The organism is Streptomyces sp. 12E (genome assembly GCF_055633275.1).
This window is the reverse complement of sequence record NZ_JBVNCJ010000001.1, coordinates 1,541,039-1,554,304: the sequence shown is the minus strand read 5'-3', so window position 1 is coordinate 1,554,304 and position 13,266 is coordinate 1,541,039. Positions and strand designations below refer to the sequence as shown.

At 73.7% G+C, this 13,266-nt stretch carries 11 protein-coding genes and 2 pseudogenes; 9 read left to right on the top strand and 4 right to left on the bottom strand.

Annotated features, from left to right (window positions below; all coding sequences use genetic code 11):
• The first annotated feature begins 53 nt into the window (after positions 1 to 53).
• Positions 54 to 329 carry a hypothetical protein gene (locus tag ACZ8ZB_RS07315; protein WP_030825701.1) on the top strand — a complete coding sequence of 92 codons (276 nt, stop codon included), beginning with the start codon at positions 54 to 56 and terminating at the stop codon, positions 327 to 329.
• Positions 330 to 527: 198 nt separating this feature from the next.
• Here the strand turns inward: ACZ8ZB_RS07315 and ACZ8ZB_RS07310 are convergent.
• Positions 528 to 1,085, bottom strand: a pseudogene (locus ACZ8ZB_RS07310) (ABC transporter permease); the annotation flags it as partial.
• On the opposite strand from ACZ8ZB_RS07310, the pseudogene ACZ8ZB_RS07305 reads away from it, so the two are divergent.
• A pseudogene (locus ACZ8ZB_RS07305) lies at positions 993 to 1,394 on the top strand (TetR/AcrR family transcriptional regulator); the annotation flags it as partial. The pseudogenes ACZ8ZB_RS07310 and ACZ8ZB_RS07305 overlap by 93 nt on opposite strands.
• Positions 1,395 to 1,397: 3 nt before the next feature.
• On the opposite strand, the gene ACZ8ZB_RS07300 reads toward ACZ8ZB_RS07305, so the two are convergent.
• The 3 genes from ACZ8ZB_RS07300 to hmgA are packed head-to-tail and all read right to left on the bottom strand — an operon-like array spanning position 1,398 to position 4,736.
• Positions 1,398 to 2,582: a type ISP restriction/modification enzyme gene (locus tag ACZ8ZB_RS07300; RefSeq protein ID WP_470736877.1), complete on the bottom strand. Its 1,185-nt coding sequence runs from the start codon at positions 2,580 to 2,582 to the stop codon at positions 1,398 to 1,400.
• A gap of 24 nt (positions 2,583 to 2,606) precedes the next feature.
• Positions 2,607 to 3,356: a GntR family transcriptional regulator gene (locus tag ACZ8ZB_RS07295; RefSeq protein WP_470736876.1), complete on the bottom strand. Its 750-nt coding sequence runs from the start codon at positions 3,354 to 3,356 to the stop codon at positions 2,607 to 2,609.
• A 27-nt stretch (positions 3,357 to 3,383) separates the two neighbouring features.
• A complete protein-coding gene (gene hmgA / locus ACZ8ZB_RS07290) occupies positions 3,384 to 4,736 on the bottom strand; it encodes a homogentisate 1,2-dioxygenase (protein ID WP_470736875.1) in 1,353 nt (450 codons plus the stop codon).
• Positions 4,737 to 4,910: 174 nt separating this feature from the next.
• Here hmgA and ACZ8ZB_RS07285 point away from each other — a divergent pair, with 174 nt between their 5' ends.
• The 7 genes from ACZ8ZB_RS07285 (at position 4,911) to ACZ8ZB_RS07255 (ending at position 13,244) form a co-directional block, all read left to right on the top strand.
• Positions 4,911 to 5,516, top strand: a complete 606-nt coding sequence (locus tag ACZ8ZB_RS07285; protein ID WP_470736874.1) for a hypothetical protein — start codon at positions 4,911 to 4,913, stop codon at positions 5,514 to 5,516.
• Positions 5,516 to 6,133, top strand: coding sequence for a TetR/AcrR family transcriptional regulator (locus ACZ8ZB_RS07280; protein WP_470741438.1), 618 nt, complete (start codon positions 5,516 to 5,518; stop codon positions 6,131 to 6,133). The genes ACZ8ZB_RS07285 and ACZ8ZB_RS07280 overlap by 1 nt, the downstream gene beginning before the upstream one ends.
• Before the next feature lie 92 nt (positions 6,134 to 6,225).
• On the top strand, positions 6,226 to 8,487 hold the full coding sequence (locus ACZ8ZB_RS07275) for a molybdopterin oxidoreductase family protein (protein WP_470736873.1): 2,262 nt from the start codon (positions 6,226 to 6,228) through the stop codon (positions 8,485 to 8,487).
• A 133-nt stretch (positions 8,488 to 8,620) separates the two neighbouring features.
• A complete protein-coding gene (locus ACZ8ZB_RS07270; RefSeq protein ID WP_470736872.1) occupies positions 8,621 to 10,027 on the top strand; it encodes a CitMHS family transporter in 1,407 nt (468 codons plus the stop codon).
• Between the two features lie 37 nt (positions 10,028 to 10,064).
• On the top strand, positions 10,065 to 11,306 hold the full coding sequence (locus ACZ8ZB_RS07265; RefSeq protein ID WP_470736871.1) for an MFS transporter: 1,242 nt from the start codon (positions 10,065 to 10,067) through the stop codon (positions 11,304 to 11,306).
• 152 nt (positions 11,307 to 11,458) lie between these two features.
• On the top strand, positions 11,459 to 11,713 hold the full coding sequence (locus ACZ8ZB_RS07260) for a hypothetical protein (protein ID WP_470736870.1): 255 nt from the start codon (positions 11,459 to 11,461) through the stop codon (positions 11,711 to 11,713).
• Between the two features lie 196 nt (positions 11,714 to 11,909).
• Complete coding sequence (locus ACZ8ZB_RS07255; protein ID WP_470736869.1) at positions 11,910 to 13,244, top strand: ABC transporter ATP-binding protein; 1,335 nt, start codon at positions 11,910 to 11,912, stop codon at positions 13,242 to 13,244.
• Positions 13,245 to 13,266: the final 22 nt, after the last annotated feature.

Genomic DNA, 13,266 nt, shown 5'->3' with positions numbered 1-13,266 from the left:
GCGATAGGGTTACCCTGCCCGGGCCGGGTGGACTCGTACGGGTGGGGAGTGACATGGAACAGATAACGGTGCGCAGCAGGGCCAGGGTTCCTGCGATCACGTGCGGTAGCAGCGCGACCAGTTCGCGCCTCGACCGCCATCTCTCGGTTCTCGGGGGACCCGCGGTCCCGCAGCGGGAGACGGCCGAGGCGACGCTGCTGATGCGCGAGCTCATCGCGCGTGACACCGCGCACGACCGCGGCGCCAGGAGCGCGCGGGCCCGGGCGAGCCGCGTCTCGCTCTTCGCCCCGTTGCGTCGACTGCGCCGCTCCCTGTTCGGCAGCCGGTAGCGCCGGCGCCCGGACGGTCCACCACCGTCCCGGCGCGGCGCCCCGCCCCGGCCGTGCTCCCCGGCGGCGCCGGTGGCGTCCTGAGCCCGCTGTGACACCGGCGCCTCCCCGTGTCGGCGCCCCCGTTCCCACCCGGCGGTGCTCCGGGGGCGCGCCGGCCTGGTTCACCCTGGCAGGGACCTGACACGCCGCGCGGCCTCACTCCCTCCCGCGCCCGTACTGCCGTACCGCCAGGGGCACGAACACCACGAGCAGCACCGCGCACCACCCCAGTGATCCCGCGACGGGATGTGCCACCGGCCAGGCCGCCCCGTCGGGCACGGGCGCGTTGCCGAACAGGTCCCGCAGCGCCGTCGCCACCGCGCTGATCGGATTCCACTCCGCGACCGTGCGCAGCCCGTCCGGCAGTCCCGCCGTCGGGACGTACGCGCTGGACAGCAGCGGCAGCAGGAAGGCCGCCCCGCCCAGCTGGCCGGCCGCCTCCTCGTTCCGGGTGAGCAGACCGGGGTGCATCCCGATCCACACGCAGGCGAACCGGAACAGCAGCAGCAGGGCGACGGCGCCCGCGGCGGCGAGCGCGCCGCCCTCCACCCGCCAGCCCACCGCGAGCCCCACCAGCAGGAACGGCACCGTCCCGGCCGCCGTCACCAGCACGTCCGCCGCCGCCTGGCCCACCGGCACGGCCGCCCGGCTCATCGGCAGCGTGCGGAACCGGTCCGTCACCCCCCGGTGGACGTCCTGCGCCACCTCGAACACCGCCTGGTCTGCCTGGACCCGCTCCCCGGGGCCTACGGCACCGAACTGGAGCTGATCGCGATGCTGAACGGCATCGTGACGACCTACGTCGCCAACGAACTGGCCACCGCCGAACGCAGCCGCTCGCTGCCCTGGTCGCAGGAGCAGGAGAACGCGATCCGGATCGCCCATCCGGGCGGCCGGATCGCGACCGGTGAGTACCCGCGGATGGCGGCGGCCTTCGCGGAGGACGCCGGGCCGATCGATCTGGAGGCGGTGTTCGAGCGGGCGCTCGGCCGGATGCCGGACGGCTTCGAACCCCGCGGCTGACCCTCAGATCAGCGCGAGCTGGCCCTCCGGCCCCTCCTCGCGGGCGTCCAGCACCGAGGCGGGGCGGCGTGCGGAGGGGTGGACCGGGAGCACGCCCGCCGTGCGCAGTTCGGCCGACGTGATCGGGTCGGAGACGGGCGCTTTTGTCAACGCCGCCTGCTGCGGGCGCAGTTCGGCCAGCAGGGCGAGGACCGTGATCAGTTCCAGCAGCTCCGAGGTCCAGCTCTGGGGCCAGCGGGCCGGCCGGATCGCGGCCAGGGTGCCCGGCTCGGCCGGCTCCGTGCGGGCCGCGAACCACCGCTCCAGCACCCGGGCCCCGCCGGCCTCGAAGTCCCAGGCCCCGTGCGGCACCGGGGAGATGCGGCCGTCGCCGAGCAGCAGGGCCTCCTCGTCCCGGTCGTAGTCCACGGTCGCCGGCCGGGCGGGCAGCGGGGCGCGCACGTACGGGCGGCGCCCGCCGGGAAGCCGGGGGCGCTCCCCGTCGCGCCGCGCCAGCCACAGCATCCGGCGGCCCACCGCGACGCCCCGCGCCCACACGTCGGCGTCCCCGGTGAGCGGCACCGTGAGTCCGGCGGGCGTGACGCGCGCCGCCGCCATCGCCCAGGCGAGGACGTCCACCGGCGAGGTGTCCCGGCCGAGCCTGGCGGCGAGGTGTGCCGTCAGACCCGGGGCCAGGTTCGGCTCCGCGGCGCCCGGCCGGCGGTACAGCGGGCGGACGCGGCCGGTGCGCAGCAGCGGCAGCAGGGAAGTGGCCAGCAGGGGAGGGCCGGTGAGGTCCCGGACGGTGCCCGCCTCCACGGCGAAGATCTGCCGCTCGTCCGCCACCCGCCACAGCTCCGGCCGGGCCGTGTCGATCAGCCGCTGGTCGGGGATCAGCCACTGCTCGTCGAACGGGCCGTACAACACCCGTACCGGCTCCGGGCACGGGCCCGACGCGCGGGCCAGCTTCTCCGTGCCGCCGCCGCGTCCCGGCAGCTGTCCGACCGCCGTGTACGGGGTCCGGGAACGGGTCGACCCGAACAGTGCCTCGCGGTTTGGTCCCTCGGCCTTCACCAGGGCGTTCCAACGGGCCTTCAGGGACGCCGCGTCGGGGGCCGCCGGCCATCCCCGGCCGAGCCGCGGCGGTGCGACGGACCACGGCATGAGGTCCGCCAGCAGCGGAGCGTCGTCGTGCGTCACGCAGGGCATCGTACGGCTTGCGGGGGCGGCGGATCAGGTGGCGTCCAGCGTCACCGTGAAGGAGAAGCGGTCGCCCCGGTAGTGGATGACGGCCACGTCCAAGGGGCGGCCGTCGCTGTCGTAGGTGACGCCCGTGTAGTGCAGGATCGGGCTGAGCAGCGGGACGTGGAGCAGCCGTGCCGTCTCCGGGTCCGCCAGCCGCGCCTCCACCGTGTCCGTGATGCGGCTGATGTCCGACCCGACGGCGTCCCGCAGCACCTTGGTCATCGGCCACCGCACCAGGTCGTCCAGGTCGATGCGGGCGGCCAGTTCGGGACGGACCCAGTTGCGGGCGTGGTTGGTCGGCTCGCCCGTCTTCTCGTCGCTGCGCAACCGGTGGTAGGCCGCCGCCTCGGACAGGTCGGGGAAGTACTCGGCGATCTCCGTCGGCACCGGCGCCGGACCGTGCTCCAGCAGTTCGGTCGTCATGCCGGACTGCTGGGCCACGATCGCGTCCACCGAGCCCAGCAGCCGCACCGGGGCGCCCCGCCGGGCGCCGGGCTCGATGAACGTGCCGCGCCGGCGGTGGCGGGTGATCAGCCCCTCGTCCTCCAGCTCCTTCAGCGCCTGCCGCATGGTCAGCACGCTCACCCCGTAGTGCCCGGCCAGTTGTTCCTCGGTGGGCAGGCGCAGGGGGTCCTGGGGCGAGCGGCCGAGGATCGAGGCGCGCAGCGACTGCGACACCTGGTACCAGAGCGGCAACTTGCGGTTCAGGACGATCGAATCCGGAGCGAAGGAGGTCACGGGCTATCCGTACCGGTCGGGGAACGTTCAGTGCAACGGCTGGAAGTGACGCTCGAGCCCCTGCCACACGTCGTCGTAGCCCTGTTGCAGGTGGTCCGCCCGCGCCGCGTGGGGGGTCAGCGACACCGGCCAGCGGGTCTCGAACATGAAGGCCAGGCCGTCGTCGATCTTCTGCGGGCGCAGCTCCGCGGCGCTCGCCCGGTCGAACGTCTCCCGGTCGGGGCCGTGCGCCGACATCATGTTGTGCAGCGAGCCCCCGCCCGGCACGAAACCCTCCGCCTTCGCGTCGTAGGCGCCCTCGATCAGGCCCATGTACTCGCTCATCACGTTCCGGTGGAAGTACGGCGGCCGGAAGGTGTCCTCGCCCACCAGCCAACGCGGCGCGAAGACCACGAAGTCCACCCCGGCCAGACCCGGGGTGTCGCTCGGAGACGTCAGCACCGTGAAGATCGACGGGTCCGGGTGGTCGTACGAGATGGTGCCCATCACATTGAAGCGGCGCAGATCGTAGGCGTAGGGCACATGGTTGCCGTGCCAGGCGACGACATCCAGCGGGGAGTGGTCGTAGGTGGCCGACCACAGGTTGCCGCAGAACTTGTTCACCACCTCCACCGGTCCCTCGACGTCCTCGTACGCGGCGACGGGCGCCCGGAAGTCCCGGGCGTTGGCCAGCCCGTTGGCGCCGATCGGGCCGAGGTCGGGGAGCCGGAACGCCGCCCCGTAGTTCTCGCACACGTAACCGCGGGCGGATTCCTCGAGGAGGTCCACACGGAACCGCACCCCACGAGGGATCAACGCGATGTGTCCCGGCTCCACGTGCAGCAGTCCGAACTCCGTGCGCAGCAGCAGTCCGCCGCGCTCGGGGACGATCAGCAGCTCGCCGTCGGCGTCACTGAAGACGCGGTCCATCGAGGCGGTGGCGTGGTACAGGTGCACGGCCATGCCGGTGCGCTGGGCGGCGTCGCCGTTGCCGCCCAGGGTCCACAGTCCGGCCAGGAAGTCGGTGCCCCCGGCGGGCTCCGGCAGCGGGTCCCAGCGCAGCCGGTTGGGGTCGGGCACGGTCTGGGTGAAGGGCGCGGTGCGCAGCGAGCCGTTGCCCGTGCGGGTGAACGCCGGGTGGGCGGCCGACGGGCGGATCCGGTACAGCCAGGAGCGGCGGTTCTCCGCGCGGGGCTCGGTGAACGCCGTACCGCTCAGCTGTTCCGCGTACAGCCCGAGCGGTGCGCGCTGCGGCGCGTTGCGGCCCTCGGGCAGGGCGCCCGGGACCGCCTCGGAGCTGTGCTCGTTGCCGAAACCGGAGAGGTGTTCCAGCCCTTCGGCGATCTTGCGTGCTTCCCCACGCTCGAATGCGCTCGCGCGGGTGGTACCCCCATCGCTCATGCCCGGTGCTCCCTTGCGGTCGGATTCCTATGCGACACCGTAGGATTGCGATTTCCGCAGCGCAAGGGGGCGCGCGGTCCCCGCCCCCCACCGCCCTCCTCCTCTCGACGGAGGACGTGGAACCCGACTTCAGGTGGATCCGCCGGGTCGCACCCGTGTTCTACGCTCCCGGTCATGTCGTGGACGCGGAGACTGATCACCGCGCTCGCGGTCTGTGTCGCACTCCTGGCCGGATCCGCGGGCTGCGCCCCGGGCGACGCCCGGGAGCGGGACGGAAGGCCGCCCTCGCCGGCCGGTGAGCTCCTGGACGAGCGGGACGAGGAGGGCCGCCCCTACCGCGAGGTGGGCGAGGAGGACGCGCCCGCCGTCGGTGTCGAGGTCACCCCCGACAGCGACGGCGGCTGGGGCGTGCGGCTGGCCGTGCGCAACTTCCGCTTCTCGCCGGACGGCGCCGGCGGGCGCGCGGTGGCCGGCCGCGGCCTGGCGCACCTCGAACTGAACGGCCGCCGCGTCGCCCTGCTGCGCACCCCCGAGTACCACCTCCCCGGCCACTCCGTCCCGCGCGGCACGCACCGCGTCACCGTCCGCCTGTACGCCGACGACGGCTCGGTGTGGGCCGTGAACGGCGAGCCCGTGGAGGGCACGGCCGACATCACGGTCTCGGACCGGGAGCCGGACGGCGGGCCGAGCGCGGCGGCGCCCCCGGGACAGGCGCGCGGAACGGACGGGCGGGAGCGCGGCGGAGGGCGAGGTTCACCGGGCGGGGGCGAGCGGGCATGATGAGCCCCGTGCCCCACGCGACATCGCTCCGTCGAGCGCCGGTGCAGCGGCGCAGCGCCGAGCGGCTGGCCAGGATCCTCGACGCCTGCGCCGCGCTCCTCGACGAGGTCGGCTACGACGACCTCAGCACCCGTGCCGTCGCCCAGCGCGCCGGCGTGCCCATCGGCTCCGTCTACCGCTTCTTCGGCAACAAGCGCCAGATGGCCGACGCGCTGGCCCAGCGCAATCTGGAGCGCTTCACGGAGCGGGTCACCGAACGCCTCGGGGTCACCGGGGACCGGGGCTGGCGGCACGCCGTGGACGTGGTGCTCGACGAGTACCTCGACATGAAGCGCACCGCTCCCGGCTTCTCCCTCGTCGACTTCGGCAACCAGATACCCGTCGGCGCCCGCCGCGCCGAGCCCAACCACCGCGTCGCCGACCGCCTCGCCGACCTGCTCTCCGGCTACCTCGGCCGCGAGGCCGACGACGACCTGCGCCGCACCGTCCTCGTCGCCGTCGAGACCGCCGACGCCCTCGTCCACCTGGCGTTCCGGATGACGCCCGAGGGGGACGAGAAGGTCATCGGCCAGTTGCGGGAGATGCTGCGCGCCCATCTGGCCCGGACGCTGGACTGAGCCGCCCCCGGCGACCCCTCCCCTCCGGGCATACCGGTCGGTATGCTCGGCCCGTCCGCGCGTCACCGCAGTCGCCGTACCCGGGAGGCCCCGTGCCCCGCACCGCCCTTCGTGTCTGTCCCTTGTGCGAGGCCACCTGCGGCCTGACGCTCACCATCGAGGGCGGCCGGGTCACCGGCGCCCGCGGTGACCGGGACGACGTGTTCAGCAAGGGCTTTCTCTGCCCCAAGGGCGCCGCCTTCGGAGCCGTCGACTCCGACCCCGACCGGCTGCGCACCCCGCTCGTCCGCGTCGACGGGGAGCTGCGCGAGGCCACCTGGACGGAGGCGTTCGACGCCGTGGCCGCCGGGATACGGCCCGTCGTCGAGCGGTACGGACCGCACGCCGTCGGCATCGTCCTGGGCAACCCCAACGTCCACACCGTGGCCGGCGCCCTCTATCCGCCCGTCCTCATCGCCGGGCTCGGCACCCGCAGCCTGTTCACCGCCTCCACGGTCGACCAGATGCCCAAGCACGTCTCCAGCGGGCTGCTCTTCGGCGACGCGAACGCCATCCCCGTGCCCGACCTCGACCGCACCGACCACCTGCTGCTGATCGGCGCCAACCCCCTGGAGTCCAACGGCAGCCTGTGCACCGCCCCCGACTTCCCCGGCCGGCTCAAGGCCCTCAGGGCCCGCGGCGGCACCCTCACCGTCATCGACCCGCGCCGCACCCGCACCGCCCGCCTCGCCGACCGGCACCTCGCCGTCCGCCCCGGCACCGACGCGCTGCTCCTCGCGGCGATGGCGCACACCCTGTTCGACGAGGGCCTCGTCGACCTCGGCGAGCGGGCGCCGCACGTCCAAGGGCTCGACGAACTCGCCGCCGCGCTGCGGGACTTCACGCCCGAAGCGGTCTCCGGCGCCTGCGACGTCGACGCGGAGACCCTCCGCACCCTCGCCCGGGAACTCGCCGCCGCCCCCACCGCCGCCGTCTACGGCCGCATCGGCAGCTGCACCGTCCCGCACGGCACCCTCGCCAGCTGGCTCGTCGACGTCCTCAACACCCTCACCGGCAACCTCGACCGGCCCGGCGGCGTCCTCTTCCCGCAGGCCGCCACCGACAAGACCCCGCGCCCCGCCGGACCCGGCCGCGGCTTCGTCCTCGGACGCTGGCACTCCCGGGTGAGCCGGCACCCCGAGGCCAAGGGCGAACTGCCGCTGTCCGCCCTCGCCGAGGAGATCGACACCCCCGCCGGCGAGGGCGAGCCGGTACGGGCCCTCATCGCCGTCGCCGCCAACCCGGTGCTCTCCGCCCCGGACGGCGACCGGCTCGACAAGGCGCTCGGCTCGCTCGACTTCATGGTGAGCGTCGATCCGTACCTCAACGAGACCTCACTCCACGCCGACGTCGTCCTGCCGCCGCCCCCGCCCGCGCAGAGCCCGCACCACGACTTCGCCTTCAACACCCTCGCCGTGCGCAACCAGGTCCGTTACACCCGCCCCGCCGTCCCCCTGGAGCCCGGCCGCATGGCCGAGACCGAGATCCTGGCCCGGCTCGTCCTCGCCGTGACCGGCATGCACGGCGCCGACCCCGGCGCCGTGGACGCCATGGTGATCGACCGGACCCTCGCCAAGGCGGTCCGGGAACCGCACTCCCCGGTCCACGGCCGCGACCCGGAGGAGCTGGCCGGCCTGCTCACCGGTGAGAACGGCCCCGAGCGGCGCCTCGACATGATGCTGCGCCTCGGCCCCTACGGCGACGGCTTCGGCTCCGACCCGGACGGGCTCACCCTGGAGAAGCTGCTCGCCCACCCGCACGGCATCGACCTCGGTCCCCTGCGCCCCAGGCTGCCCCAGCCGCTGAAGACCCGCAGCGGCAAGGTCGAACTGCTGCCGGACCCGATCGCCGCCGACCTCCCGCGCCTGCGCGCCGCCCTGGACGAACGCCCCGCCGGACTCGTCCTCGTCGGCCGTCGCCACCTGCGCTCCAACAACAGCTGGATGCACAACGTGCCCGCCCTCACCGGCGGTTCCAACCGCTGCACCCTGCACCTCCACCCCGAGGACGCCGAACGCCTCGGCGTACGGGACGGACAGCCGGTGCGGATCAAGGGCGCCGGGGGAGAGGTGACCGCCCCCGCCGAGGTCACCGACGGCGTGCGCCCGGGGGTCGTGAGCCTGCCGCACGGCTGGGGCCACGACCGGCCCGGCACCCGCATCCGGCACGCCGCCGCCGACCCCGGCGCCAACGTCAACCAGCTCCTCGACGGCAGCCTCCTCGACCCGCTGTCGGGCAACGCCGTCCTCAACGGCGTCCCCGTCGAGGTGGCCCCGTCGGCCGCCGTGACCAAAACGTTCGGCGCTCTGACCTGAGCAAAGCCGTGACCTGGGGTTTCGCGCTTATTGCTCGCGGGTGGACGTCTTGTTAACGGCGCTTCACGGAACCTAACGTCGACGCACCGCCGGCCCTGGTGGGAGTTCAAGGGCGAACGTTAGGTGTCCACTCATGCTGACCATCCTCGGCTTCACCATGATCGCGACCTTCCTGGTCCTGATCATGCTGAAGAAGATGTCGCCGATCGCGGCGCTCGTGCTGATCCCCGCGCTGTTCTGCGTGTTCGTCGGCAAGGGGGCCCACCTCGGCGACTACGTCATCGACGGCGTGTCCAGCCTCGCGCCCACCGCGGCGATGCTCATGTTCGCGATCGTCTACTTCGGCGTGATGATCGACGTCGGACTCTTCGACCCGATCGTCCGCGGCATCCTCCGGTTCTGCAAGGCGGACCCGATGCGGATCGTCGTCGGCACCGCGCTGCTCGCCGCGATCGTGTCGCTGGACGGCGACGGCTCCACCACCTTCATGATCACCGTCTCGGCGATGTACCCGCTGTACAAGCGCCTGAAGATGAGCCTGGTCGTGATGACCGGTGTCGCCGCCATGGCCAACGGCGTGATGAACACCCTCCCCTGGGGCGGCCCGACGGCCCGCGCGGCGACCGCGCTCAAGCTCGACGCCAGCGACATCTTCGTCCCGATGATCCCCGCGCTGCTGGTCGGCCTGCTGGGCGTCGTCGTCCTCGCGTACGTGCTCGGGCTGCGCGAGCGCAGGCGGCTGGGCGTGCTGACGCTGGACGAGGCGCTGGTGAAGGAGGAGGCCGAGGAGACGGCGACCGTGCTGGTCGGCGCGGGTTCCGCCGGCGGATCCGGCAAGGGCGCCCGGCCCGCCGGCGGCTTTGGTGCCGGTCCGGACACCGACGAGCGGGACGACGACTTCCAGGGCCTCGACCCGAACCGCTCCACCCTGCGCCCCAGGCTGTACTGGTTCAACGCGCTGCTCACGGTCGGCCTGCTCACCGCCATGATCATGGAGCTGCTGCCGATCCCGGTGCTGTTCCTGCTCGGCGCCGCCCTCGCGCTCTCCGTCAACTTCCCGCACATCCCCGACCAGAAGGCCCGCCTCGCGGCCCACGCCGACAACGTCCTCAACGTCTCCGGCATGGTCTTCGCCGCCGCGGTCTTCACCGGCGTCCTCCAGGGCACCGGCATGGTCGACCACATGGCCGAGTGGATGGTGGACGTCATCCCCGAGGGCATGGGCCCGCACATGGCGCTGGTCACCGGCCTGCTGAGCCTTCCGCTGACCTACTTCATGTCCAACGACGGCTTCTACTTCGGCGTCCTGCCCGTCCTCGCCGAAGCCGGCGCCGCGCACGGCGTCTCCCCGCTGGAGATGGCCCGCGCCTCCCTCGTCGGCCAGCCGCTGCACATGTCCAGCCCGCTCGTCCCCGCGGTGTACGTCCTGGTCGGCATGGCCAGGGTCGAGTTCGGCGACCACACCCGGTTCGTGGTGAAGTGGGCGGCCATGATCTGCCTGCTGATCCTCGCGGCCGGAATCCTGTTCGGCACCATCTGAGCCGGACACCCGGATCACCCTCAGGAAGGACCCGATCATGGCGCCCGGTGGGAACCGCGGCTGGCTGCTCCGCCTCGTCATCGCCTTCGGCTTCGCGCAGGGGGCGGTGTCGATGGCCCGGCCCGCCGTCTCCTACCGGGCGCTGGCACTGGGCGCGGACGAGCGGGCGGTCGGTGTGATCGCGGGCGTGTACGCGCTGCTGCCGCTGTTCGCCGCCGTACCGCTCGGCCGGCGCACCGACCACGGCCGCTGCGCGCCCCTGCTCCCGGTCGGCGTGGTGCTCATCTCCGGCGGCTGCGCGCTGAGCGGCCTGGCCGGCTCACTGTGGACGATGGCCCTGTGGAGCGGGGTGATGGGCCTCGGTCACCTCTGCTTCGTCATCGGCGCGCAGTCCCTCGTCGCCCGCCAGTCCGCGCCGCACGAACAGGACCGCAACTTCGGCCACTTCACCATCGGCGCCTCGCTCGGCCAGCTGGTCGGTCCCATCGCGGCGGGCGCGCTGATCGGCGCGGACATGGCCCGGACCAGCGCGCTCGCCCTGCTGGTGGCGGGAGCGGGCGGAGCCGTCGCGCTCACCTCGCTGTGGCGCATCGAGCGGCCCGGGGATCCGAAGTCCCGTGCGCGACAGGGCGCACGGGTGCCGGTACGGGGCATCCTGCGGGCCCGGGGCGTCCCCGCGGGCATCCTCATCAGCCTGGCCGTGCTGTCCGCGACCGACATCCTCACGGCCTACCTCCCGGTGGTCGGCGAGCACCGGGGCATCGACCCGGCCGTCATCGGCCTGCTGCTCAGCCTCCGCGCGGCGGCCACCATCGCCTGCCGGCTGGTCCTCACCCCGCTGCTGCGCCTGCTCGGCCGAACGGCGCTGCTGACGGTGACCTGCCTGCTGGCGGCGCTGCTGTGCGCGGGCGTCGCGCTGCCGCTGCCGGTCTGGGCGCTGGCCCTGGTCCTGGCGGTCCTCGGCTTCTGCCTGGGCGTCGGTCAGCCGCTGTCCATGACGACGGTCGTCCAGGCCGCCCCCGCCGAGGCCCGCTCCACCGCCCTCGCCCTGCGCCTCACCGGCAACCGCCTGGGCCAGGTCGCCGCGCCCGCGGCGGCGGGGCTGATCGCGGGGGTCGCGGGGGTGGCGGCGCCGTTCGTGATGCTGGGCGCGCTGCTGTTCCTGTCCTCGGGGGTCGCCCTGCGGACCCCGGCCGGGCCGGAGGAGGGGGACGGCGCCCGGAGGGGGCCGCGGGAGGGGGGCGGGGGGAGGGTGCGGGCGCGTCGGCAGGTGAAGTGAGCGGTGCGGGTGCTGGGCGGGGGTGGGCCGCGCGGCCCGGCGTTTGCGGGGTGCCCCCACCGCCCTGGGGCGTCTCCCTGGCCCTTGAGGCACTGGGGGTGGCACGACTGCCCGCGGTCGGCGTGGTGGTGCGTGCGTAGTGGGAGGATGGCGTGCTCACGTACGAAGTACGGGCCGTGCCACGGGAGTCGGGCCGTGCCCATGAGGGGGACCGCATGCTCCTGATCGTCCTGTCCGGTGTTCTCGTCCTCGCCGTCGGAGGATGCGTCTGCGTCGTCTGGGCGGCACGGGGCGGTCCGCGCTGGGCGCGCGGAGCGGCGAAGGCGACCCTGGCGGCGGGCGAGCTGCTCCGGTCGGGCCGTTCGAACGGCCGCTCGGGAAGCGGCGACGACGGGGGCGACGACTGACGGGAGCACCGGGCACCCCGGTGAATCCGGACGTCCGCTTTCTCACCTGCTGGACCGGGGCGCCCTGATCCCGCCCGGCATCTTCCCCCGGCTGCTACTTTCCGTTAGCTTCCGTGACTCACGCGCCCCGTGCGGCCCGCACGGGGCGTTCCGAACGCGGAGCACCAGCGCCCTGATCCGCCCCGGGGGCACCCTCATGACACGCGCCATCTCCCTGCACGACGTGAGCAAGGCATACACGCGAGACGTCCGCGTGGTGGACCGGCTGTCGCTGGACATCGCGCCCGGTGAGTTCCTCGTCCTGCTCGGCCCCTCCGGCTGCGGCAAGTCCACCGTGCTCCGGATGATCGCCGGACTGGAGGACATCGACGAGGGCCGGCTGTTCCTCGACGGCGAGTACGGCAACGAACTGCCGCCCTCCGAACGGGACATGGCGATGGTGTTCCAGAACTTCGCCCTGTACCCGAGCATGACCAGTCGCGACAACATCGGCTTCCCGCTGCGCATCGAGTCCCCCGGCGCCGACCCGGCCCCGCGGGTGGACGCCACCGCCCGCATGCTCGGCATCGAGGACCTCCTCGACCGCTTCCCCGCCCAGCTCTCCGGCGGTGAACGCCAGCGCGTCGCCATGGGCCGGGCCATCGCCCGCCACCCCTCCGCCTTCCTGATGGACGAGCCGCTGTCCAACCTCGACGCCAAGCTCCGCAACCGGCTGCGCGCCGAGATCTCCCAGCTCACCCGGGAGCTGGGCGTCACCACCGTCTACGTCACCCACGACCAGTCCGAGGCCATGTCACTCGGCGACCGCGTCGCCGTCCTGCGCGGCGGCGTCCTCCAGCAGGTCGGCACCCCGCGCACCGTGTACTCCCTGCCGGGCAACGTCTTCGTCGCCGCGTTCATCGGCACCCCGCGCATCAATCTGCTGCGCGGTCTGGTGCGCGCCCCGCTCGACGGGGCGATGACCATCAGCCTCGGCAAACAGTTCCTGCGGCTGCCCGAACCGCTCTCCCTGGACCACCAGTTGCTGCGGGTGCAGCAGGGCCGCGAGGTCATCGTGGGCCTGCGCTCGGAGGCCGTGCGGATCGCCAAGCCGTCCGCCGCGCGGACCGGCGAGGTGGCGCTCACCGGCCTGGTGGAGCACCTGGAGTTCCAGGGCCACGAGGTCCTCGTGCACTTCGACACCGGTTCCCGCCCCGCCGTCGTCCCCGACCTGGAGGCCCCGCGCCCGCGGCCCGAGCGCCCGGCCCGGCGCCGCCGCCGCGAGGGCACGGTCCTGCACCGGCTGCGGGAACGGGCCGGGGCGCTGCGCGCCGGCCCCGTGGCGACGCTCGACCGTTCCGAGCAGCCGGCCCCGGCCTCCGCCGAGCCCCGCGCCCCCGGCGACCTCATCGTCCGCACCACCCCCGACATCCGCCTCCGGCACGGCATGCAGGTACCGCTCCTGGTCGACCTCGCCCACCTCTTCGTCTTCGACCGGCAGGGCGAGCGGATCTGTCCGAATCCGGCACGGCTGCCCGATCTGGAGGAATGACACGGCCGTACGGAGACCTCTG